Here is a 22,952-nt window from a genome sequence, read left to right as displayed (position 1 = left end):
CTGGCCAATGAATAACAAACACCCCCGCAGCGAACAGTTTTCCTTGAGCATGATGTACGGTACCTACGCCGATATCCTGTTCGTGCTCTTCCCATTTCTGGTGCTGGGCATGCAGCGACTCTGGGATGGCCGGCTCCACGAGACCCTGATGCGCCCGGACCTGAGTATTGCTGCCGCCATCCTCGCCGGCCTGGCTATTGGTAAGTTCGTGCTGGGGTTGGTGACCAACCGGGACCTGGGGCGGTACAAAGAGCGGATCGTGTTCTTTATCGCCCTGACGCTGTTTGCCGTGCTCGGGCCTGCGATAATTCTTATGCTGAGTATACTGGGAAGCAACCAGGTGCCCGGATTCGTCGCATTTGTGCAGCCGATTCTGCTGATTATCGCCATCTCCCTGTATTCCACGGCGGTCAGCATCAGCAACATCCTGACCCGTTTTGGCACCGAAGGCGCGGATTCAGGGGCCGGCTATGGCGATGCGACGGCTGACACCCATCACTCCGTCGATGTCCGGCCTGGACCGCTCGATCTGCCACGACGGTCGGGCAACGATCCGCTATGAAGGAACCAGACAATGACCGGGTGCACAAAACTGAAGGAGACAATCAATGAGTGACCTCAGGGTGCTGGTAGTAGAAGACGAGCCAATCATGCGGGAGCGGCTGGTCAGTATGCTTTATCAGGCCGGTGCCACTCAGGTATTTGCCTGTGTCGACGCGGCGGCAGCCAAGGCGGCGTTCGCGGATCAGGAGTTTCAGATTATCCTGCTCGACCTGGGGCTGCCCGATGGCGACGGGCACGAGTTGATGCGGGCGTTTAAAAAGACTCGGGCCGAGCAGCACATAGTATTGGTGACGGCCGACGATTCCATTGAAAGCATTCAGCGTGCGATCAGTGCCGGCGCTAATGGCTATGTGGTTAAACCCTATTCCCAAGAAAAGATTTCCGATGTGATTAGCAACTATTCAATAGTGCACGGCGGTGAATCGGCCGTGGTGCTTGAGTTCAACCGGCCCCACTAGACGCTCTGGCGCTGCACCGGTCCTGCAGGCAGGACCGGCGGCGGTTAAGTATCAAGCCACCTGACGGGCAATCCATGAATTGTAGCGAGTGGCCAGGGCTCTGACATAGCGGGCCTCGGCGCCATCAAGATTGCCGAGTACGCCCTTGAAGATCCAGCCACGCTCGTACACACCCAGCACTCGCTGTTCGTCGTCGAGATTGACTCGCTGGTTCAGTTTTTTGCAGATCGCATCCAGCAGCGGCAGCTTGGCCGGACGCTTCAGGGCTCCGGGACGCTGATGGTCAGGCTGGTTTGCTGCACGTGTTGTCGGTTGTCTTTTCATGATGTTCTCCTTGTCGTTTTGCGGCTGCAAAAACAAAACCCCGGAGCCTGAGCAACCGGGGTTCTTGCGGAGAAGCTGACCCGGTCGCTGTTGAGGCTCCCGGGACTGACCGAAAGCCGTTAGATGTCTTTCACCATAGCGCGCGCAGATTGCGCGACGCGGCAATCTGTAGCGGACTGGAAACAGGTTTGTGTGATCATCTCGGACATACCGGCTCTTTGTGGTTCGGTTCAGTCATCAGTGTATAGGCTAGTTGCGGGTTTGCAAGAGTCTGGGAGCTTCGGCAAACCCGTACAGACGGCTTGGGGCTTGGTCGGGATAATTTCTAGTGTCACGTGTTTTACGTTGTGCAATCCACAGGTTCTGGTGAGCCGGAAACTGCATGGATCTCTCCTTTCTACGCAGCCTTTTGGCTGCGTTTTTTTTGATAGTGGAAACCTCGTAGCCATTACTTCGTACAGAAATTTGACATTAACTTGGTGATAATTTGCGCATCGATTAATCATTCATATCGAATTTCAACGAGGTTGTAACCTAAGCAAATGACCGACCAAGCCGGTTCTATCCGCAACAAATTCCGCTCTCACGTAATTATCGAACTTGCCCTCATCGCCGCTCTGGCGCTGTACATGGTGTTGGCACAAGAAAAGCCAGTCGGCGAAGATCTTATCTTTACGGTTGTCGGTGCAGGCTTGATGGCCCTGGTGACCTACTGGACCCTGAACACCCTTCAGGATGGTCTGGAAGTCATTGCCCTGCGCGCGAAAAGCGTCCGCCACTAACGGCCAGATTTTTCGGGGTCTATCAGTATCAGGCATCAGGCCTGATGGCTGTGATCCGTAGATGGCAGGGGCGCGTTGTCTTCCGGTCGGATTCGTTCCCAGGTCTTGTGCAGAATCAGCGCATCGTTGGCGGCCCGGTGTACCGGTAAGCCCAACTCGACGATGACCTCTTGGCGAACAGCCGACCATTCCCGGACCTGCTGTGTGTTCAGCAGCATGGATATGGATTCAAGCTGGAACTCCGGCCGTACCTTGGCTGCCCGGAATAGCCGGTGCAGCCAGAAGCTGTCGAAGGTCCAGGCATCGCAAAAAACCTGGTTTGGCAGCAGCTCGTTGAGGTGATGCGCCACGTCCCGTACCGAGGTGCCCTCGGCTTCCAGCGTTGCCCGCGAAATGCCGTGGATACGTTCCGCACTGTCTGACCAGTCCTGCCAAAGTACGTGTGGGGCGATCAGCCAGCTATGAAGTGTGCCATCGGGCATGCAGAGACCGACCTCAATCGGGTAACTCGCGATCAGGTCGAGGCTGGAAGCCTCAAAATCAATGAATGCCGGGTGGCTGTCGGTGGTCATGGGCTCAGTGTAGTCGATGCGTTGTTTTTAGCCGAGTTTACCCGCCCCGGTCGTGAGACGCGAACCCAACCTGTGCCTGCACTGTTACAATATGTCCACTGATTGTAAAAGCCTGATGACAGCCACCTGTATTGGGCGCGGCCGTTGGCCGATTGAACCCGCACCACACCGACTGGGGATTCCGAATGACTGACACCGTGGTTGTAATCTATTCCGGGGGCATGGACTCCTACACGCTGCTGCATGTGGCCCGGGCCCAGGGCCTGCATGTGCATGCGCTGTCGTTCAATTACGGCCAGCGTCATGTTCGGGAGCTTGAGTCCGCATCGGCGGTGTGTGAAAGCCTCTCTATTCCCCACAAGGTCATCGATATCCGGGCCATGGGCGAGGTTATGGCCGGCTCGGCGCTGACCTCGGACGTAGATGTGCCCGAGGGCCACTACGAAGAGGACAGCATGAAGGCGACGGTGGTCCCCAACCGCAATATGATTCTGTTGTCACTGGCCACCGGTTATGCCGTTACCGTTGGCGCCGGTGCCGTCTGGTATGGCGCCCATGGTGGTGATCACGCCATCTACCCCGATTGCCGTCCCGAGTTTGTCGAGAAGATGGATGCGGTATGCCGGGTAGCCAACTACGAACCGGTAGGGGTCGAGGCGCCGTTTATGGCCCTGGACAAGGGCGAGATTCTGGCCGAAGGACTGAAGCTGGGTCTGGACTACAGCCAGACCTGGACTTGCTACAACGGCCGGGAGCGAGCCTGCGGCCGTTGCGGCTCCTGTGTCGAGCGTCTGGAGGCTTTCGCCAGCCATGGCGTAACCGACCCCCTGCTCTATGAGGAGAGCGTCTGATGTATCGGGTCAAGGAAGCGTTTTACACCCTGCAGGGCGAAGGTGCCCAGGCTGGGCGTGCCGCTGTATTCTGCCGGTTCAGTAAGTGTAACCTGTGGACTGGCCGGGAAAAGGATCGGGCCGGGGCGGTGTGCAGTTTCTGCGATACTGATTTTGTCGGCACTGACGGCCAGAACGGTGGCCAGTTCGAGACCCCCGAGGCGCTCGCGGCGCACATCCGCAGCCTGTGGCCGGATGCCCCTGGGCGCCCCTACGTGGTCTGCACCGGTGGCGAGCCTCTGCTGCAGCTGGACGTGCCGCTGATCGAGGCTTTGCACCGGGAAGGTTTCGAGGTGGGGGTGGAAACCAACGGCACTCTGCCGGCCCCGGCGGGCATCGACTGGTTGTGCGTGAGCCCGAAGGCCGATGCCCAGGTGGTGCTTGAAACCTGCGATGAACTCAAGTTGGTTTATCCCCAGGTCCTGGCCATGCCGGATCGATTCCAACACATTCGTGCCCAGCACTATTTCCTGTCACCGATGGCATCACCGACCGTGCCCGGGTCAGGCCCGGATCCGATCAAGCAGAGCAACACCCGCAAAGCCACCGAGTACTGTCTGGCTCACCCCCAGTGGCGCCTGACCCTGCAGATGCACAAGATCATCGGCATCGACTGAACTGCTGACTTAGACGCTGGCGGCCATTGCCGCCGGCGATGGCTTCGCCTTGGGTTGCCGCGCCCAGTTGCGGTATCGGCTCGGACTGCTTCCGGTCCAGCGCTTGAAGGCGCGGGTAAAGTTGGCAGCGTCGGCGTAGCCAAGGGCGTCGGCAATCTGGCTCAGGTTCATGCTGGTGGTGGTTAGCAAATCCCGAGCCCGCTCCAGTCGTACCTCATCCACTAAATTCTGGAAGCTGGCGGATTCCTCCTGCAAGCGACGTTTCAGCGTTCGTTCGGACACGAACAAGGTGGCGGCCACCCGGGCCAGTTTGGGCGGGAATGGGTAGCTGGTTTCAATCACCCGCCTTACCCGACAGGCAAAGCCGGCGTCTTCCGTCAGCTCTCTGAGTGCTTCGTCGCACTTAATTCGAGAGGACTCAGCAAGCTGGTCGTCGCAGAAGCGGATCGGCATATCGAGATGGCTGACTGGGATTAGCAACGCATCTTCGATGGCTCCGTATTCCACCGGTACCGGCAGCGTCGGCCGGAAGCGCTGGAAGAATGCGGGCTCCGGCCCCCGCCGCAGGATCCGGAAGCCGGGCACGGTAGAGCCCGTCAGTTGTGCCCCCATGAAAATACAACCGAACAACATGGCGTCCATGATGAAGCCCTGCAGCGGCCCCAAATCCTGATCACAGGTCACCCTGTAGCAGGCATTGCCCTTGCTGTGCCGGGTGGTGACGTGCAGGTTCGGTGCCCTCAGTGTCAGGTAGCGGGTCATCAGTTCCAGCGCCTGCTCCAGGGTGCGGCTACTCATGATTGCGGTGCCCAGAGCCCCGTGCAGGGGCATCTTCAGTTCCCGGGCCAGCATGATGCCTAAGCCGGGCTCGCCGCTTTCAATGATGGCCCGGGTCACGAATTCGCTGGCTTGAGCCTGGCTGACTCTGAGATCGGGGCAATTGAGCCTGTGAGGATCAAGACCAACCCGCAACAGCAAAGCTTTTTCATCGACACCAATATTGTGCAGCAAGTCGGCCAACAGGTGCAGGTAAATGGCCGGCATGCCCAGATCCTGTGCGGTGGAGGTGGACGTGCGCATGGCTGTTCCTCGTGTTCTGGCTGTTGTTGTTATCAAAGGACGTAGATGGTTATTAATTATGACCTGTACCGGCGTTGCCCCCCATGACCTCAATGACAGCGGGTTGGGCCTAACGGGCCAATTGACCCATTCGGACAGGCCGTGATCTTAGGCGGCGGGGACGGGCTCAGTGGCTGTGGCGGGTCACGAAGTCGCTCAGGACCCGGGCCGAGCGGCTTGGGTTTTCCAGCATCGGCAGGTGGCCGACACCGGGAAAGACGTGCACCTCTGCCTCGGGCATCGCATTGGCGAACCAGTCGACACAGCGAGTCGGGGTGATCTTGTCCCGGTCACCCCACTGTACTTGCAGCGGTGGCGTCGAGGGGCCGAGGTAGCGCATCGGTGCCAGTCCGTCGGCCGCCATGTCTCGGAAAATATGGCGCAGGGCAGGGGCACGCTGGAGCAGATCCGGGCCCAGCAGTCCGGCCATCGCAAGCCCGGATGCACTCACCTTGCCGTCGCCGACACTGTTGAACATGCGATATACCCCTTTCCAGTCCTGTGGGATCAACAGGGCATCACGGTCGGATACGAACCGGGCCTCCGGATCGCTGTCCGGGCGTTCTGGAATACCGGCGCTGTTCAGCAGGGTCAGTGATCGTGGCGCGGGCGCCAGCTGGTGGGCCAGCACGGCGGCAATGGCACCGCCCATGGAGCTGCCGGCCAGGTGCAGGTTATCCGTGGGTAGGCCGGCAAGCCAGTCCCGGAGGCGTCGGGCCTGGGCTTCATAGCCGTAAAGGGCGTCCACCCGGTAGTCGCTCTCACCCAGACCCGGAAGATCAGGAACCAGCAGGTGCCAGTGCTGCGGCAGGCGTGGTAGCCAGAAGCTCCAGTTTTCCTTCATTGAGGCGAAGCCATGGATCAGCACCAGGGTCGGCCGGTTCGGTCCCGGGGTGCCGCGTTCCAGATAGACCATGCGGTGGTTATCCACCGTAGTTACCCGTCGCTTGGCTTGATGCAGCAGGCGCTGACCGATTCTGGCGAGGGGCCATAGATTAGGCGCGGGCAGGCTCATGGGCTTATCACTCTGGTCGCAGAAGGTCGACGCCCAGTTTAGCGCCCGTGGATTTTGGAACCTTGGCCAGTGAGCCTGCCTTCGGTGGCGATGCGGCCACAACCGAACCCTGGCACAGGCCTGTTCACGCCATCAGAGCCGGATGTCAGTGATCACCGGGTTGTGGTCGGAGGAGCGCCAGGGCAGAGCGGGTTTGATGTCGAGCGGGCCGTCGTAGGCCAGGGCCCGGGGCTCGTCGGCGTTGAGTAGCCAGGTGGTGGCGGTAAGGATTCGGGGCTGCAAGGGGCCGGATGCCAGCGTGTAGTCGAGCGAGCCTCTGGCGCCTTTGTAGCGGTAGGTGTAGTGCGGGCAAGTGCTGGCATCGCAGGGCTGAAGCTGGTGCACCATGCTGGCAAAGCCGGCGCTGCGAAATACCTCAAGCGGAGTTTCCCGGGCGTACGAGTTGAGATCACCGGTAATTAGGGTGCCCGCCAGATGGTCAGGCGTGGGCAAATCCGAGAGCCATTGCACGATCGCCTGGGCGGCCCGAACCCGACGATCGTTGTAGCAGCCCTGACCATCCTGCTGGTCAAGGTCGGCTCCGGTGGCGCCCCGGCAGGACTTGGATTTCAGGTGCAGGGCGATGATTCGGACCTCAGCGTCGCCAGCGTTGGCTCGGAACACCTGAGTTACCGGTGGCCGGCCCCGGTGCCGGAACAGTGCGCTGGTCAGGCGCTCGGCCCGACCACTGGTTTGCACCCGATCGGAGCGGTACAACAATGCCGTGCGGATCTCATCCTGACCGTCCGCACCTGGGGTGGCTACCACCCGCCAGTTTGGCCCCAGCGCCTCGGCCAGGTTGGCTACCGAGCTGGTGGCGTCATAACCGTCGTTTTCCAGTTCGGCGAGTGCCAGGATGTCCGGGTCCGGCGCCCGCAAAGCGGCCAGAAGGCGCTGGTGCTGGTGTTCGTAGTCGGCATGTGAGCGCGCGCCACGGCTGGTGGGAAAACCCTGGCCGTCGCCACTGCCGTTGAAGTAATTGGCCAGGTTCAAGGTGACGAGGCGCAGGTGTGGCTGTTCAGGGCGTGCTGGTGGCGGTTGCCTGGGGTTGGCCGGCAGGAGTTTCGGCGTTATGTGGGGCTGCAGGCGCCAGTCGCCGAAGCGGAAATCCAGAACGCCGGCTAGCTGACTGAAACGGTCGCCGGCACGGACAGTGTTGTCGGCTGTCAGCCCACCCGGAGGCCAGGGTACTGGCCGAGGATGTTGTTGCCGGTGGCCGTCATCCAGCACCACCCGCTGTAGGCGCTGGCGCTCGGTGGCTTGCTGGGCCGATGGTCCGGGCTCCAGGTACTCGGTGGCGTTGACTTGGTCGGTCTGGGCCAGGGTTAGTTCGCCGTAGCGGGCAAGGTTATGACTGTCGATCACCGTTAGCGGCTGCTCGAAGCGTACCCGCATGCTTTCAAGGGTTTCCGGGTGCTGTGGCCAGGGCAGGCTCAGGGCAACAGGAGCAGGTACTGGCTCGCGCCCGCAAAGAGTCAGGGCCTTGATGCCAACCAGTTCGGTGAGCCCGTGAAACTCCTTTACAGTACCGGTAATGCGCAGGCGATCGCCGATGTCACCGGTGCTGCGACGGGTGTACACGAACAGGGCTTCGGAGGTGCGCGGATCGGAGTCGGTCTGGTGGTCGGCCTGCTGCAGGTAGAAGCCCTGAAAGCCGCCCTTTTGACGGCTGTCGTGGCTCATTACGGCTTCGACGGTGACGGTTTGGCCGGCCATGGGCGAGTGGTCACCGGTACCCTGAATGCGGGCAATGGGAGTAGCTGGGTCACCACAGGATGTCGCTGCCGCGCCTGCCGGGGGCAGGAGCAACAGCGCCAGGGCGGTGGCACGAAGTAGAAAACGGGCGGTGGTGGTCACGCCGCCAGTCTAGCAGACGCCGGCTACCGCTTTCAGTGCCCGCTCCCGCTTGCTGCCAAAGCCCAACTGGTCCGGATTGGCAAGCTCCAGCTGCTGCACCAAAGGGTCCGGATGCTGGTTGTCCAGGGTAATACCCAATCGGGACAGCACATAAGGCGCCAGGGCCGCGCGGGTTTCAACCTCAAGCCGGCCCCGCTCCATGCCATAGTCCCGGGCAATGATGCGTTGCTGGGCTTCTGTCAGACGTAGATCCGGGGTCAGCACCATGGTGACTTCGCGGTTCCAGTCGTTGTCCTGCTGGCGGCCGCGTTTGGCGCGCTGGCGCAACGCCTCGGGCGGCCGATGGAAACGACTCAGGGCGAAATCCCGAAACTCCCGGTTGGATTCGCACCAGGCCCGAAGGTGCCAGCTGTTGCCAGTGCACACCAGGGTGTGGGGCTCAAGTATGCTCTCGACCGCCTCCGGGCGACTCAGGGAAACGTAGCTGGCACGCAGCTGCCGGCCGTGACGTGTCGCCAGCACAACCGCGCGCATGGTTTCCGGAGAGATGACCCGGTTAGGACCCTGCACGATGGTGCTCTCGGGCAAGTCGATATCCAGTGATTCGAAGGTGGTGCTTAGGTTCTGCTGGCGGGCCAGCAGATCCCAGTACTCGCCTACCAGCCCGCGGGTAACCACCGGTTGGAAGTTCGGCGCCGGGACATAGCCCTTGAGATGCCGGTCGTAAACCAGGTTGCCAGGAGCAAGCTCGCGCAGATAGGTATTGATGTCCTTGGATGCCTGCTGGCGACCAATGCCAAAGCTGTGACAGATGTGGTTGGTGGTCAGGCGACCTTCCCACAAAGCAATGGTTTCGATCAGTCGGTAGCGAAGCAGCAAATCCCAGCGGATGGGCCAGTCCGTTTTTTTCATAACCAAGCGCTCACGAGTCCAATAAATAGCTGAAAGTCATGTTACCTGCTCTCGTACGTGCAGTCTGTTACGACCCATTAATGTAAAACACTGTAAAACCGCATGGTGGCGGAGTTGCAGGGGTGTCGACTACGCTTCCAGGGTGTCTCGGCAAGTGCTTAGTGGTGGTGAATATTTGGTACTGATCTAATGCGCGTCCGGCCGGTTCCGGATCTTGATGTTGTCGGTTTTCTGTTACCACCTACCGTATCTGTAATTCCCGGAGTCTGTTGCATGACCCAGATGGTCGCTTCTCTGTCTGCCCTGATTATTAGCATCGTGCTGCTGGTCAGCGGTAACGCCTTCCTAATGACCTTGCTGGGTATCCGGTTGAGTATCGAAGCGGTGTCGCCCGACATCATTGGCTGGATTCTGGTGTGTTACTCCATTGGTTTCGTGCTCGGCACCCTTTATGTCCATAAGGTCATCGGTCGGGTTGGCCACATTCGCGCCTTTGCGGTATTCGCGGCAGCTTCTGCAGTGGCGGCACTGCTCTACCCGATGGCCGTATCCGAGCCGTTCTGGGCGGTACTCCGGGTTATTTCCGGGTTCAGTATTGCCGGTGTCCTGGTGGTCATCGAAAGCTGGTTTTCCAGCCGCGCGACTAACACCAACCGGGGCGCCCTGTTTGCGGTCTATCAGATCGTATTCTATTCCTCAGCCGCGGGCGGTCAGCTGATCGTCAACGTTGGTGATCCGGCCAATTTCATGCCCTTTTCGCTGGCGGCCATCCTGCTGACTCTGGCCCTGTTGCCGCTGTCGCTGACCCGGATGGAAGCGCCAGCCATTCACCAGGTGGACCGGATTTCCATTTTCACTCTTGCTCGTGAGTCGTTTACCGGTGTTGCCGGCGCCCTGACCTGCGGCGTCATGATTGGTGGTTTCTACGCCCTGGGGCCAGTGTATGCGACCCTGGTCGGCCTGGACGTTGCCAAGACCTCGACGTTTATGGCAAGTGCCATCGTGGCCGCCATGATCCTGGCCTGGCCGCTGGGACGCCTGTGCGATCACTTTGACCGGCGCCGGGTGCTGTTCTGGGTCGCCATACTGGCGGCCAGCTCCGCCGTTGCCGTGGCGGTCCTCGGGGCGGATAACATCTGGCAGCTGACCTTGTTTGTCGGCCTGTTTACCGGGCTGTCCGCCACCCTATACCCGGTGGCGGTGGCCATCACTAATGACCGGATGGAGAGCAGCCGGATTGTTGCGGCCAGTGCCACACTGTTGCTTAGTTACGGCGTTGGCAGCGTGATCGGCCCTGTGGTCATGGCCGAACTGATCAATGTACTGGGGCCATCTGGGCTGTTTTACGGCAACGCTGGTTTCTTGGCGGTGCTGGCGCTGATAACCAGCTATCGCATCAGTCACACCGAGGATGTGACCGTACAGGATCAGGAGCATTACGTTGCGGCCATGCCGGAAACTTCTCCGGTATTGACGGAAATTGACCCCCGTAACGAAGAATTCCATGAGTCGCCCGAGATGGAGGACATCCAGCGGGCGGCCCAGAATCCGGCAGGCTGATCCGTCTCTCGGTTTTCTACGACGTTGTTTTTGTCTTCACATCTGTATTTATAGCAATGGTTAGCATACTATTGTTACCTTTCCGATAATGTCAGTTTTAAGATCATTATGAGGTTGGCGTGCCAGTCCGGTTGGATGGCACTCCGCTGACCCGCCTATTTGAACGGAGTTTGAGGCATGAGAGATCAGTTCCCCTTTGCCGTGGCCCGGGTTACCCGTCGCTGGAGAAAAATGCTTGACGAGCGCCTGAAGGATTTGGGCGTAACCCAGGCCCGCTGGAGCACCATGGTGTATCTGGACAAGGGCGGCGAAGGCCTCACCCAACGGGAGCTGGCCAGCCTGATGGCCATTGAGAACCCGACCCTGGTGCGGTTGCTGGACAGCCTGGAAGAGCAGGGGCTGATCGAGCGTCGGCCCTGTCCCAATGACCGTCGCGCGCGCCGGTTACACCTGACCCCGGCTGGCCGGGCGTTCATGGACGATCTGACCGTGCGGGCTGAGAAGCTGCGGGAGCAGATGCTGGACGGCATCAGCGACGACGACATCGAAACCACGGTCCGGGTTTTCACCAAGATCCTGGAAAACGCTGAAAAGCAGAAGTAAGCCTTGAGCGACAACACGGTCGAGGGTCTCCGGGCCCGATACGGGGAACGCTGGCGTTGGCTGGCGGTGGCCACGGTGATGCTCGGCACCATGGCAACGGTGCTCAGTGCCACGGTGGTCAACGTTGCCCTGCACGACATCATGCTGGAGTTCGGCATTCGCCAGGGCCGGGTGCACTGGCTGGCGACCGGGTTTATTGCCGCTATGACCACCACCATGCTGGCCTCGTCCTGGCTGCTGGACCATTTTGGTGTCCGCAAGACTCTGGCCGGCGCCATGTTCATGTTCACCGTGATCTCCATTGCCGGCGGCTTTGCTGCCACCCCGGAACAGCTCATTGCCGCCCGTATTGGCCAGGGCGCGATGGCTGGGCTGATGCAGCCCATGGGCATGTACCTGGTCTTCCGCATCTTTCCCCGGGAGAAAAGGGGGCAGGCCATGGGCATCTACGGCATGGGGGTGATCCTGGCGCCCGCCCTGGGGCCGGTATTGGGCGGCTTTCTGGTCGATCAGCTGAGCTGGCGTTACGTCATGTTTGCGCCGGCACCGGTCACCATCATCGGTGTTGCCATGGCTTGGCGCTTTTTACCCTTGCCGCCCTCCCGCCCGCAGCCCTATCGCTTTGACCTGCTGGGCCTGATTCTGCTGGGCGCTACCCTGGCGCTGTCGCTCGACACTCTGAACCGGTTGCAGAATCTGGCTGGCCAGGAGGTGCGCGTGGTCATCGGTGGCGTGCTGTCAGGCCTGGCACTGGTGTTGTTCCTGTTCCGGGAGCGGCGCACCCGTCATCCCCTCGTCAACATCTCGCTGTTGCGTAAGCCGGTGTTCCTGTACGCCAATCTTGGCGCGTTGGCGCTTGGTCTGGCACTGTTCGGGTCAACCTACCTGATACCATTGTTCGTTCAGACTGCGCTGGATTACACCGCCACCGACGCCGGCTTGCTGATGTTGCCGGCCGGGGTGGTTCTTGGCATGACCTTTCCCCTGGCCGGACGACTGGCCGACCGTCAAAGTGCGCGCAAACTGGTGGTGTTTGGCATCGGGCTGTTTGCCGCATCGGCGGTGTTGTTTGCGGTGTCGGATCTGACGCTTGCGTTCGGCTGGCTGGCACTCTGGACCGTGGTCGGTCGCATTGGTATTGGTTTTATGCTCCCGGCGTTGTCCACTGGGGCTTTGAATCCGCTGGCTCCGGAAGAATTGGGCGCTGGCTCCAGCACCATCAATTTCGCCCGCCAGTTGGGGGGTGCCTTTGGCGTTAACATGGTGGCATTGACCATCGAGTTTGGTGAGCACCGCAATGGCATGCCGACTATCGAGGCGTTTCATACCGCCTGGTGGCTGGTGGCGGTGTTTGTTGCACTGGCGGTAATCCCGGTCTGGAAAATGCGGGCCTAGTTGTTACCCGAGGGCTTATTGCTTAAACTGTTCGCTCCTTCAGGGGAGTAGCCTCCGCGCCACGCAGATTGTGACGGCCGGACGGTAGTCAACACACTTGGAGCTCATTCTCCATGGCTATCGTGTTCCACCGGATATTGGTGGAATTGGCAAGACCTGAGGCAGGGCATCTCCCAAGGGCGGAAGGTGCGCTGTCTCATGTCTGAGAATCCGCCCTGGAGCTCTTTATGGAAGCCTTTCTGGCCTCAACGGCCGCTGTTGCCATTGCTGAAATTGGCGACAAGACCCAACTGTTGTCCCTGTTCCTAGTGGTGCGCTACGGCCAGCGCCTGCCGATCATCCTTGGCATCTTCATTTCGACCTTGCTTAACCATGCCTTGTCGGCCTGGCTCGGCGCCTGGATTGCCGGGTTTATTCCCGAGGCCTGGCTGCCCTGGATCCTGGCGCTGAGTTTCGTGGCCATAGCGGCCTGGCTGCTGATCCCGGACAAAGACGACTCCGAAGATTCCCGCTTTCTGGGTATGGGTGCCTTCATGGCCACCACGGTGATGTTCTTCCTGGCTGAAATTGGCGATAAGACCCAGGTGGCCACTGTGGTGCTGGCCGCACGCTACACCGAGACGGTATGGGTAGTTCTTGGTACTACCGTGGGGATGTTGATTGCCAATATACCGGTTATCATGGCAGGGCGGTGGCTGATGGATCGACTTCCCCTGGCTACCGCAAGAATCTGTGCCAGCGTCTTGTTTTTGGTGCTGGCGATTGTGACCATCGCCGCCACTTTCATGAACTCCTGATGCTGGCGGCTGTCACGGTACCCGTGTCGACAAGACGGTTGGAAAGAATCTCTATGTGGTTCAGATGTGTAAAGTTTGCCCTGATGGCTTTGGTTCTGATGGTGGCGCCGCTGCAGGCGGCCGAAGACAGCAAGTCCGGCCCCGACGCTAAAGCAAAAGGCGAGGAAACGGAGCCGGATCGTTCGCCGCGCGTACCGACCTTTGAGCTGGATGGCGACCTGGCGGGACGGATCGATGTGCTCACCACCCGCTACGAGGACACCTTTGCCGGTATCGGGAACCGGATTGCCTTGGGCTATCTGGAACTGGTGAAGGCCAATCCTGGCGTTGACCCCTGGCTGCCTGGTGAGGGCACCACCATTACCCTGCCCCGTCGTTACGTAATGCCGGACGCCCGGCGCGAGGGCATCGTGATCAACCTGGCCGAATACCGCCTGTACTATTTCACCGAGAACGGGGTGCAGGTCTACCCGGTAGGCGTCGGCACGGAAGAGAACCCGTCGCCGCTGACTGACGCCAAGGTGACCATGCCGCTGGAGTCTCCTGCCTGGTACCCACCGGCCAGTATTCGGGCGGAGTACGAGCGTGATGGCGACTATCTGCCCCGTATGATCCCGCCTGGCCCTTCCAACCCGCTCGGCACCCACGCCTTGTTGCTGAGCGAGAAGGGCTATCTGATCCACGGCACTAACAAAAAGTTTGGCGTCGGGATGGCGGTCAGCCACGGTTGTTTCCGTATGTACAACGAAGACATCTCGCGCTTCGTTTATCAGGTCGACAAGGGTACGTCGGTGCAGGTGGTCCGGGACCCGGTCAAAATCGGTTTGTCTGGCGGCGAGGTGTGGCTCGAGGTGCATCGTCCGGACGAGGAATACCCGCGTTCGGATCGCGACGAACTCTGGCGTCAGGCGTTGGCCGAGGTTGAAGTCTTCCGCAAGCAGCATCCCGGAGTGGAAATCCAGCGTCGGGCGATCGAAATCGCCGTTGATCAGGCTGATGGTATTCCCACCATGATCGGGGAGCGGGTCACCCAGGTGGCGGCCGACGAAAGCTCCGAGGACAAAACCCCGAATACCGACCAAGACTCGACATCCACGCTGTATTTCTGAGCCTTACGCACGGCTCTTCTCAAAAACAATGACAACAACAAGGAGAGCCCATGGCTCGTACCATCCTGATTACTGGTGCCAGCTCCGGTCTCGGCGAGGGCATGGCCCGGGAATTTGCCGCCCGGGGTGACCGCCTGGCCCTGTGCGCCCGCCGAACCGAGCGCCTGGATCATCTGAAAGCGGAACTTGAACGGGATTATCCTGGCGTCACCGTCAGTGTCCGGGCCCTGGACGTGGACAATCACGACCAGGTGTTTGAGGTGTTCCGTGCCTTCCAGAGCGAATTCAGCACCCTGGACCGGGTCATCGTGAACGCCGGTATCGGTAGCGGTCAGGCCCTGGGAACCGGCAACTTCGAGGCCAACCGTCAGACCGCTGAAACCAACTTTGTCTCTGCCCTGGCCCAGATGGAAGCGGCGATGGAGATCTTCCGCCAGCAGGGCCAGGGTCACCTGGTGACCGTGTCCTCGGTATCGGCGGTACGGGGCATGCCCGGCAGCATCAACACCTACGCCGCCACCAAGGTCGGCCTTGCGGCACTTTCGGAGGGTCTGCGTGTCGAACTTGCAAAGGCGAAATCTCCGATTCGTGTGACTACACTGTATCCAGGCTACATAAAAACGGCCATCAACGAACAAGTAAAGAATGCGCCGTTCCGTGTGGATGCCAAAACCGGCTGCAAGGCCATGGTAAAAGCTATTGAATCTGGCCGGGCGGAGTGTTTCGTGCCGGGCTGGCCGTGGACGGCCGTTGGATTCCTGCTACGCCGCTTACCCGTGTCGGTGTTAGCGAAGGTGTTCTGAATTTCAATCAGGGGCGGGGAGGTGGTATGCAGGATTTCAAACCCGTGTCTTCAACCCGCGCCAAACGACTCAAAATCTGGGGCGCGACCCTGGTCGCCGGTCTGGCGCTCGCGCTCGGATCCCTACTGCACCAGGTTCACGCCGAGCAGGAAGCCTCTGGCACCGCCCTGGTGCTGACCATCGACGGCGCCATTGGCCCGGCCACCATGGACTACATCACCCGCGGCATCCGGCAGGCGGAAGCCGACGGCACTGCCTTGGTGGTGCTGGAAATGGATACCCCTGGCGGCCTGATGGATTCCATGCGCGACATCATCAAGGTCATCCTCTCTTCTGACGTGCCAGTTGCCACCTATGTCTCGCCCCAGGGCGCCCGGGCCGCAAGCGCCGGCACCTACATCCTGTATGCCAGTCACATTGCCGCCATGGCGCCGGCCACAAACCTGGGCTCAGCAACGCCGGTACAGATGGGCGGCCTGCCGGGCAGCCCTGAGCCGGAACCAGAGCCAGCTAATGGTGACCAGAACGAAGACGGCAAGCGCCGTGGCAATACCGCCATGGAGCGCAAGGTGCTGGAGGATGCCGTCAGCTACATTCGCGGGCTGGCCGAGCGCCACGGCCGCAACGCCGACTGGGCCGAGGAGGCCGTGCGTGAAGCGGTCAACCTCAGTGCCAATGCCGCTCTGGAGCAAAACGTGATTGATGTGGTGGCGCCCAGCCTGGGCGATCTGTTGCGGCAGATCGACGGTCGCACCGTGCGCACGGCCCGCGGTGACTTGGTACTGGCGACCAGTTCGCTGGCCCTGGTGCGTTCACAACCCGACTGGCGTACCCGGTTGCTCTCTGTCATCACCGATCCCAATGTTGCCTACTTCCTGATGATCATCGGTTTCTACGGCATCATCTTCGAGCTGGCTAATCCGGGAGCAGTGGTGCCCGGGGTGATCGGTGCCATCAGCCTGATTCTGGCGCTGTTCGCGTTCCAGGTGCTGTCAGTGAACTACGCTGGCCTGGCGCTGATCCTGCTCGGACTGGCCTTTATTGTCGGCGAGGCCTTCGTGCCCAGCTTCGGCATTCTGGGCGTGGGCGGCATTGTCGCCTTTGTTACCGGTTCGGTGATTCTGATGGATGGCTCGCACCGTGACATCTCGCTACCCACCATCGGCGGGACTGCAGTGGTAGCCGCCGGCTTCATCCTGTGGACGGTGACCAAATTTATTGGCCTGCGGCGAAAAGGCCCGGTCAGCGGCAGTGAGCTCATGATCCGCGAGCACGGGCTGGCGCTCGAAAATTTTGCCCAGGAACGCGACCAGTACAGGGGCCATGTTCGTCTGAACGGCGAGCGCTGGAATGCCATTTGTTCAAATCCGGTCGGTGAAGGCGATTCGGTGCGAGTCATGGCAATGGATGGGTTGACGGTAACCGTCGAGGTTTTGGACGCGCACCGCTGATCCAGTACGGACAAGCCAGTGGCAATATTAAGGAGGCCGCATGATTGGCGAACTGATTCCTTACCTTGCACCGACTGTGGTGTTGCTGCTAATTCTTGGGTCGGCGATCAAAATCCTGCCCGAGTACCAGCGCGGCGTGGTGTTTTTTCTGGGACGTTTCCAGGGCGTGAAAGGGCCTGGCTTGATCATCGTCATCCCCGGAATTCAGCAGATTGTGCGAGTCGACCTGCGAGTCGTCGTCTTGGATGTGCCCAGCCAGGATGTGATTTCCAAGGACAACGTCACGGTTCGGGTTAATGCCGTGCTGTACTTCCGCGTGGTGGATCCAGAACGCGCCATCATCCGGGTTGAGGACTTCAACTCAGCTACCAGTCAGTTGGCACAGACCACCCTGCGTTCGGTGCTGGGTAAGCACGATCTGGACGAAATGCTGTCGGAGCGGGACAAGCTGAACTCGGATATTCAGGAGATCATCGATGCCCAGACTGAGGAATGGGGCATAAAGGTCGCCAATGTCGAGATCAAGCATGTGGATCTGAACGAAACCATGATTCGCGCCATTGCCCGTCAGGCCGAGGCGGAACGTGAGCGGCGGGCCAAGGTAATTCACGCGGAAGGCGAGTTGCAGGCCTCGAAGAAGCTGGTGGAAGCGGCGAACGTCATGTCGGCAAACTCGGGTTCGATGCAGCTCCGGTATTTGCAGACCTTGGCTGACATGAGCAATACCAATACCGCCACCATCGTTTTCCCACTGCCGATGGAACTGATGACGACGTTTCTGAAGCAGAACGCACCAGCATCACCCGAAAAGCCCGAACCGGAGGCATAAAAAAAGGCCGGGTTACCCGGCCTTTTCAGCATCAGCGTAAGCTGAGCTTCACTTCATGCTAGAACGCTCGAGCATACGCTTGGCGCGCTCGTTCGCTTCGTTAGCAGACTTCTGAGCAGCCTTGGCAGCGGCCAGAGCTTCTTCGGCGGTCTGCTGGGCAGTGCGTGCAGAGCTGGCAGCGCTGTTAGCGGTGTTCAGTGCATTCTCTGCAGTTTGCTCTGCGGAATTCGCAGTTGCATTGGCTTCGTCGATAGCTGCCTGGTTAGAGGCACAACCGGCGGTCAGTACAGTAGCCATTGCAAACCCGGCGATAGTCAGTTTACGCATTGTAAATCCCCTTATTGGTCGAATTATTTCCTAAGATCCGTGAAGTCAGTTCAGTTCATGGACGACTTTCTGTCAAATCGGCCCGATAGGCGTTGACTACCGGAGTCGTGAAACAGTGTAAAACACTCTGAGACAAAATGTTAACTGGGGATACGTATATTTTCACGGCTTATGACAACAACTTAATGCAGGAGTCAGTAAACGGTCAGGGAAGGATGCGAATCGGGGTGCCGTTGGCGACCAGTTGCCAGATTTCGTCCATCTCCTCGTTGGTCACCGCAATACAGCCGTCGGTCCAGTCCAGGCCGCGGTACGCGAAGGCCATGTCTTCGGCGTCGTTGGGCAGGCCGTGAATCATGATGCTGCCACCGGGGCTCAAGCCCCAGGAACGGGCCAGTTCCCGGTCCTGTTCGCTCGGGTAGGAGATGTGAATGGACTTGTAGAAGTCGCTGCTGGCATTGCGCCAGTCCAGGGTGTAATCGCCTTCAGGGGTGCGCTCGTCGCCTTCGTAGAGCTTGTGGCCCTCAGGATTGTCGCCCAGGGAGATGCGATAGCTCTTCACCACCTGATCATCGTCCATCAGATACAACCGGCGTTCGCTCTTGCGCACCAGCACCTTGTTGATGTCTACCGAGTCGTGGTCAAACACCTCCGCGCCGGGCATGGTCAGGTCGGCCCGTGCCAGCAGTTCGCTAGCCGCACCGGTGAGGGGGGCGAGCGCGGTGGTTGCAAATAGACAGACGGTGATCAGAAAACGGGTCAACATAGCCTTAACTTACCAATGGTTAATGTTCGAGCAGCCACGTTTATAACATAGCCGGTCGATGGAATGTTGAGGGCTTTTGTTAACTTTTTCAGTGATCTCTTTTCAGGATCAGGTGTTTTGTGAACCCTCCATTTTCAGACCTACCTTGGTGACCTGGTCAGCGTCAGTCGCCCGGGCAACGAGCACAACCGGCCCCAAGGTTACCGTGTCACCAACAACCGGATGGCCCTTGGTGCGCTTGGCAAAGCACTCGGCGAGGGACAGTTCCGGTGGCAGGTCGTCGAACTCGATACCGTACACCTGCTCAACATCGCCCAACAGGGCATCGCCATTAAGCACAAAGTCGCCGAAGAAGGCCCGTTCGGCCAGGTAGCGGGGCGCTTGCCGGCCACTCAGGGCCTTACTCAGCTCAGGCAGTACCTCTGGGGTGGCAAACATCGCCACTATGTCGCCGCTGGACACTTGCAGGTCGCCGTTGGGCTGCAGGCACACCCGGTTCCGGAACACGCCGGCGACGGTGGTGTTTTCCGGGAACCGCAACTGGCTTAGAGGTCGTGGCGTCGCCCAGGGCTCGCCGCGCAGTGGGAACAGCATCAGCTCATGATCACCGGCACCGGGGGCATCCAGTGGCAGGCGCCGGTACGGATCTTCGCCGGACGGGACCTCCAGCCGGAGCTTGCGGGCTAACGGTGCCATGGTTGTGCCCTGGACCACCAGCGACACCAGGACAATGAAGAAGGCGGCGTGGAAGACCAGTTGCGCTTCTGGCAGGTCGGCGATGATTGGAAACAGCGCCAGCACGATTGGCACTGCGCCACGCAGGCCAACCCAGCTGATAAAACCCAGTTCCCGGCGGTTAAAGGCGAAAGGCCAGAGCGTCAGCAGCACCGTCAGTGGCCGAATCACGAAAATCAGTGCCAACGCCAGGATCAGACCACCGCCCAACAGGGGCAGCAGGTCGGAAGGTGTGACCAGCAACCCCAGCATCAGGAACAGGCACAGCTGGGCCAGCCAGGCCAGGCCATCGTGGACCTGCAGAATCATTGGCATCATCCGCACATGGCGGTTGCCAATGATCACACCGGTCAGGTAGATCGCCAGGAAACCACTGCCACCTAACGCGTTGGTCGCGGAGAACACCGCGATACCGCCGGCGGCCACCAGCAGCGGATACAGCGAGGGCGTCAGCCGGATCCGATTGGCCAGCTCTACCACCAGGTAGCCGCCCAGGATGCCGGCCACGCTGCCAATGCCGAATTGCTTGATCAGCATGATCAGGGCCGACCAAGTGGGGCTGTCACCGCTGTTACCGATCAGCGTCACCAGCATCAGCGTCAGGAAGATGGCCATCGGGTCGTTGCTGCCCGATTCGATTTCCAGGGTCGCGCTGACCCGCTCGTTCAGGTGCAGGCCCCGGCCCTGTAGCAGTGAGAACACGGCCGCAGCGTCGGTGGAGGAAATGATCGCTCCTATCAACAGAGCGGTTAGCCACTCCAGGTCAAAGACCCAGCGCGCCACTACGGCGGCGCCGGCTGCGGTCATGAACACGCCCAAGGTGGCCAGCACCAGTGCCGGGCGCAAGCCCACCCGGAAGGTCTCGGCCCGGGTGCGCATTCCGCCATCGAGCAGGATCACCCCGAGCGCCAGATTGGCAATCAGGAAGGCCAGTTCGAAGTTGTCGAACTGAATGCCGCCTGGGCCGTCTTCGCCCATTATCATGCCGACCCCGAGGAAAATCAGCAGCACCGGCATACCCACCCGGCTCGACAACGGGCTGAGCACAATACTGATGACCAGCATCAGGGCGCCAATCAGGGTTAGGGTGGGATCCATTAATGCTCCAGCTAGAGTACTTGCTCATTTGCGCACGGACTGCTTAGATTGCTCACGCAGTCATCGCAAAGGCGGGTGTAGTTCAATGGTAGAACGGCAGCTTCCCAAGCTGCATACGAGGGTTCGATTCCCTTCACCCGCTCCATTGCTTCCTCAGAGTTTACCCCGAAGCCACCTAGTGTAATTTGAGACGAGGCTGCATCGCACGGCTGATTTTGTCCATCAACCAGATGATGCCGGCCCGGACGGGGCCATGCAGGGCAACCTGGTGCATGCGGTACAGGGACACGTAGAACAGTCGGGCGACCTTGCCCTCAATGTACATGCTGCGCCCGGACAAGTTGCCCATCAGGTTGCCGACGGTGGTGTAGTGGCTGAAATTGATCAGTGAACCATGATCGTTGTAGACAAACGGCACGGCATCGCCGCCCGTGATGCGGTTGCGCAAGGTCTTGAACAGCGTATCAGCCTGCTGGTGTGCGGCCTGGGCCCGGGGCGGCACAGGTCGGTCGGTATCCGGTTGCGGGCAGGCGGCACAGTCACCCAGGGCGAAGACGCTGTCGTCGCGGGTGGCCTGCAGGGTCTGCTTGACCACCAACTGGTTGCCTCTGTTGGCTTCCAGTCCGTCCAGATCGGCCAGGAACGCCGGTGCCTTGATACCGGCTGCCCAGATGGTCATTTCCGAGGGTAACTCGGTGCCGTCTTTCATAACGATGCTGGCACTGTGCACTTCGCTGACTGGCTGTCCGGTAAGCACATTGATGTGTTGATGCTCCAGCTCCCGGTTGGCGGCAGCCGACAACCGTGCCGGCAATGCGGGCAGAATGCGGTCGGCGGCTTCGATCACGGTGATTGAGACATCCGAGGGTTTAAGGTGGTTCATGCCGTAAACCGGCAATTCCCGGGACGCCAGGCGCAACTCGGCGGCCAGCTCGACACCGGTGGCGCCGGCACCAATGATGCTGATGTTCAGGGCGTGATTCTGGCCCTGAAGCGCCTCGTGGTTTTTGCGCAGGAACGCATTGAGCATCAGGTTGTGGAACCGGCGGGCCTGACTGAGGCTGTCCAGGAACAGGCAGTGGTCCTGCGCGCCCGGAGTGCCAAAATCGTTGGCGGTACTGCCGACGGCGATAACCAGCGTGTCGTAACGGATGCGCCGCTCCGGCACCACTTCGGCACCGTCCTGATCGTGAAAGGCGGATATCACCAGCTGTTTGGCGTCGCGATCCAGACCATTCATGCGGCCGAGCTGAAATTCGTAATGGTGCTTGCGGGCGTGGGCCCGGTAATTGATTTCGTTGGCGTTGGCATCCAGCGAACCGGAGGCAACTTCGTGTAGCAGTGGTTTCCAGACGTGGGTCAGCCCGGCATCCACCAGGGTGACGCGAGCCTTACCTTTTCTGCCCAGCTTGTTGCCGAGCCGGGTGACCAGTTCCAGCCCGCCGGCGCCCCCGCCGACCACCACGATGTGATGAAGGTTTTCCATAACAATCAGCCCCAGAAGTGAAGAAAGCCAAGCACTCTCCAGGCAAAATGCTTGGCTGTCGTCACTGGGACGGGGCAGAAAATGTAGGGTACTGATGCTGAAGGGAATAGAATAACGCGGAGGGCACCCCAGGCACAATTGGACGGAAGTGCTACGGGTGCCCGAAGGGCGACGGTATCAGTGCCGCACGCGGTAGCTCTCCAGAATGCTGGCGACATCGGCGCCCAGGTCCGACAACTCATCCGGTGCCAGATCGCGTTCCGCCATGGAGCGGATCGCAACAATCTGGGCCTGCAGCAGTCGCGCCAGGCGATGGCAGTCGGTGGATGCCAGCAATTCACCCCGGGCCTTTGCGGTTTCCAGGGCCTCGCACAGGGCCTGCTGGATGTTGGCCAGTATCCGGTTGGCCTGCTCAGCCAGCGCCGGATGGGTGTTACTGGATTCCAGCAGGGTTTTTACAATCATGCAGGCCCGGGAGGGCTTGGCCTGGGTTTGAGTGCCAGTCTGGGCGATACCGCGCAGGTAAGCTTCCAGACCATCGATGATGGACTCGGCCGGCTCCAGGTAGGTCTTCAGCTCCTGGCTGCCTTGTTCGGCGTACGCGGCCAGGGCTTCGGAAAATAATCCATCCTTACTGCCAAACGTTGCGTAGATACTGCCCGGGCGCATATCCAGGGCCTGCTCAATCTGTTTCATCGAGCTGCCGTGGTAACCACGCTCCCAGAATAAGGCAACGGCTTTTGCCAATGCGGTTTGTCGATCGTAGCGGGCGTGCCTGGCCATAACTTCGGTCCGTTTCAATTTTCCAGTGATGTTGAATGAATGTTCAAATTATAACTTGAGT

The 22,952-nt window shown here is 60.1% G+C and carries 24 protein-coding genes and 1 tRNA gene; 14 read left to right on the top strand and 11 right to left on the bottom strand.

Annotated features, from left to right (window positions below):
* Nucleotides 1-7 precede the first annotated feature (7 nt).
* Nucleotides 8-562, top strand: a complete 555-nt coding sequence (locus tag FGO67_RS02250) for a hypothetical protein (RefSeq protein ID WP_203299105.1) — start codon at nt 8-10, stop codon at nt 560-562.
* Between the two features lie 46 nt (nt 563-608).
* On the top strand, nt 609-1,022 hold the full coding sequence (locus FGO67_RS02245) for a response regulator (RefSeq protein ID WP_203299104.1): 414 nt from the start codon (nt 609-611) through the stop codon (nt 1,020-1,022).
* Nucleotides 1,023-1,073: 51 nt separating this feature from the next.
* Here FGO67_RS02245 and FGO67_RS02240 read toward each other — a convergent pair whose 3' ends face one another.
* Nucleotides 1,074-1,346 carry a hypothetical protein gene (locus FGO67_RS02240; RefSeq protein ID WP_203299103.1) on the bottom strand — a complete coding sequence of 91 codons (273 nt, stop codon included), beginning with the start codon at nt 1,344-1,346 and terminating at the stop codon, nt 1,074-1,076.
* A gap of 542 nt (nt 1,347-1,888) precedes the next feature.
* Here FGO67_RS02240 and FGO67_RS02235 point away from each other — a divergent pair.
* Complete coding sequence (locus FGO67_RS02235) at nt 1,889-2,128, top strand: hypothetical protein (RefSeq protein ID WP_203299102.1); 240 nt, start codon at nt 1,889-1,891, stop codon at nt 2,126-2,128.
* 35 nt (nt 2,129-2,163) lie between these two features.
* On the opposite strand, the gene FGO67_RS02230 is transcribed toward FGO67_RS02235, so the two are convergent.
* Complete coding sequence (locus FGO67_RS02230; RefSeq protein WP_203299101.1) at nt 2,164-2,700, bottom strand: 3'-5' exonuclease; 537 nt, start codon at nt 2,698-2,700, stop codon at nt 2,164-2,166.
* 185 nt (nt 2,701-2,885) lie between these two features.
* Between FGO67_RS02230 and queC the strand changes: the two genes are divergently transcribed.
* Together queC and queE are read left to right on the top strand one after the other, a co-directional pair.
* Nucleotides 2,886-3,551 carry a 7-cyano-7-deazaguanine synthase QueC gene (gene queC, locus FGO67_RS02225; RefSeq protein ID WP_203299100.1) on the top strand — a complete coding sequence of 222 codons (666 nt, stop codon included), beginning with the start codon at nt 2,886-2,888 and terminating at the stop codon, nt 3,549-3,551.
* Entirely contained in the window at nt 3,551-4,207 is a 657-nt protein-coding gene (gene queE, locus FGO67_RS02220) for a 7-carboxy-7-deazaguanine synthase (protein WP_203299099.1), read from the top strand. The genes queC and queE overlap by 1 nt, the downstream gene beginning before the upstream one ends.
* Nucleotides 4,208-4,216: 9 nt before the next feature.
* Here the strand turns inward: queE and FGO67_RS02215 are convergent, their stop codons facing one another.
* The 4 genes from FGO67_RS02215 to FGO67_RS02200 form a co-directional block, all read right to left on the bottom strand.
* Nucleotides 4,217-5,287 carry an AraC family transcriptional regulator gene (locus tag FGO67_RS02215; RefSeq protein ID WP_203299098.1) on the bottom strand — a complete coding sequence of 357 codons (1,071 nt, stop codon included), beginning with the start codon at nt 5,285-5,287 and terminating at the stop codon, nt 4,217-4,219.
* 166 nt (nt 5,288-5,453) lie between these two features.
* Nucleotides 5,454-6,341 (bottom strand): alpha/beta fold hydrolase, encoded by an 888-nt coding sequence (locus FGO67_RS02210; RefSeq protein ID WP_203299097.1) that lies wholly within the window; start codon nt 6,339-6,341, stop codon nt 5,454-5,456.
* Nucleotides 6,342-6,473: 132 nt separating this feature from the next.
* Nucleotides 6,474-8,237, bottom strand: a complete 1,764-nt coding sequence (locus tag FGO67_RS02205) for an ExeM/NucH family extracellular endonuclease (protein ID WP_338039525.1) — start codon at nt 8,235-8,237, stop codon at nt 6,474-6,476.
* A gap of 9 nt (nt 8,238-8,246) precedes the next feature.
* A complete protein-coding gene (locus tag FGO67_RS02200) occupies nt 8,247-9,149 on the bottom strand; it encodes a helix-turn-helix transcriptional regulator (protein WP_203299096.1) in 903 nt (300 codons plus the stop codon).
* 273 nt (nt 9,150-9,422) lie between these two features.
* Between FGO67_RS02200 and FGO67_RS02195 the strand changes: the two genes are divergently transcribed.
* The 8 genes from FGO67_RS02195 (at nt 9,423) to FGO67_RS02160 (ending at nt 17,696) form a co-directional block, all read left to right on the top strand.
* Nucleotides 9,423-10,709 (top strand): MFS transporter, encoded by a 1,287-nt coding sequence (locus tag FGO67_RS02195; protein ID WP_203299095.1) that lies wholly within the window; start codon nt 9,423-9,425, stop codon nt 10,707-10,709.
* 177 nt (nt 10,710-10,886) lie between these two features.
* On the top strand, nt 10,887-11,312 hold the full coding sequence (locus FGO67_RS02190) for a MarR family transcriptional regulator (RefSeq protein WP_203299094.1): 426 nt from the start codon (nt 10,887-10,889) through the stop codon (nt 11,310-11,312).
* Between the two features lie 3 nt (nt 11,313-11,315).
* Nucleotides 11,316-12,707 carry a DHA2 family efflux MFS transporter permease subunit gene (locus tag FGO67_RS02185; RefSeq protein ID WP_203299093.1) on the top strand — a complete coding sequence of 464 codons (1,392 nt, stop codon included), beginning with the start codon at nt 11,316-11,318 and terminating at the stop codon, nt 12,705-12,707.
* A 227-nt stretch (nt 12,708-12,934) separates the two neighbouring features.
* Nucleotides 12,935-13,504: a TMEM165/GDT1 family protein gene (locus FGO67_RS02180; protein ID WP_203299092.1), complete on the top strand. Its 570-nt coding sequence runs from the start codon at nt 12,935-12,937 to the stop codon at nt 13,502-13,504.
* Between the two features lie 53 nt (nt 13,505-13,557).
* Entirely contained in the window at nt 13,558-14,613 is a 1,056-nt protein-coding gene (locus FGO67_RS02175; RefSeq protein WP_238942138.1) for a L,D-transpeptidase family protein, read from the top strand.
* Between the two features lie 50 nt (nt 14,614-14,663).
* A complete protein-coding gene (locus FGO67_RS02170; protein ID WP_203299091.1) occupies nt 14,664-15,416 on the top strand; it encodes an SDR family oxidoreductase in 753 nt (250 codons plus the stop codon).
* Between the two features lie 26 nt (nt 15,417-15,442).
* Entirely contained in the window at nt 15,443-16,867 is a 1,425-nt protein-coding gene (locus tag FGO67_RS02165; protein WP_203299090.1) for an NfeD family protein, read from the top strand.
* 40 nt (nt 16,868-16,907) lie between these two features.
* Nucleotides 16,908-17,696, top strand: a complete 789-nt coding sequence (locus FGO67_RS02160; protein ID WP_203299089.1) for a slipin family protein — start codon at nt 16,908-16,910, stop codon at nt 17,694-17,696.
* A gap of 48 nt (nt 17,697-17,744) precedes the next feature.
* On the opposite strand, the gene FGO67_RS02155 is transcribed toward FGO67_RS02160, so the two are convergent.
* The 3 genes from FGO67_RS02155 to FGO67_RS02145 form a co-directional block, all read right to left on the bottom strand.
* On the bottom strand, nt 17,745-18,023 hold the full coding sequence (locus FGO67_RS02155) for an Lpp/OprI family alanine-zipper lipoprotein (protein ID WP_041339864.1): 279 nt from the start codon (nt 18,021-18,023) through the stop codon (nt 17,745-17,747).
* 205 nt (nt 18,024-18,228) lie between these two features.
* Nucleotides 18,229-18,789: a L,D-transpeptidase family protein gene (locus tag FGO67_RS02150; RefSeq protein WP_203299088.1), complete on the bottom strand. Its 561-nt coding sequence runs from the start codon at nt 18,787-18,789 to the stop codon at nt 18,229-18,231.
* A 108-nt stretch (nt 18,790-18,897) separates the two neighbouring features.
* Nucleotides 18,898-20,622 carry a potassium/proton antiporter gene (locus FGO67_RS02145; RefSeq protein ID WP_203299087.1) on the bottom strand — a complete coding sequence of 575 codons (1,725 nt, stop codon included), beginning with the start codon at nt 20,620-20,622 and terminating at the stop codon, nt 18,898-18,900.
* Between the two features lie 71 nt (nt 20,623-20,693).
* On the opposite strand from FGO67_RS02145, the gene FGO67_RS02140 reads away from it, so the two are divergent.
* Nucleotides 20,694-20,767, top strand: a tRNA-Gly gene (locus FGO67_RS02140).
* 30 nt (nt 20,768-20,797) lie between these two features.
* On the opposite strand, the gene FGO67_RS02135 is transcribed toward FGO67_RS02140, so the two are convergent.
* Nucleotides 20,798-22,108, bottom strand: a complete 1,311-nt coding sequence (locus FGO67_RS02135) for an NAD(P)/FAD-dependent oxidoreductase (protein WP_203299086.1) — start codon at nt 22,106-22,108, stop codon at nt 20,798-20,800.
* Between the two features lie 177 nt (nt 22,109-22,285).
* Nucleotides 22,286-22,891, bottom strand: coding sequence for a TetR/AcrR family transcriptional regulator (locus FGO67_RS02130; RefSeq protein ID WP_203299085.1), 606 nt, complete (start codon nt 22,889-22,891; stop codon nt 22,286-22,288).
* Between the last annotated feature and the right edge of the window lie 61 nt (nt 22,892-22,952).

Source organism: Marinobacter sediminum (assembly GCF_016820575.1).
Taxonomy (GTDB): domain Bacteria; phylum Pseudomonadota; class Gammaproteobacteria; order Pseudomonadales; family Oleiphilaceae; genus Marinobacter; species Marinobacter sediminum.
This window is presented reverse-complemented; position numbering and strand designations above follow the sequence as displayed.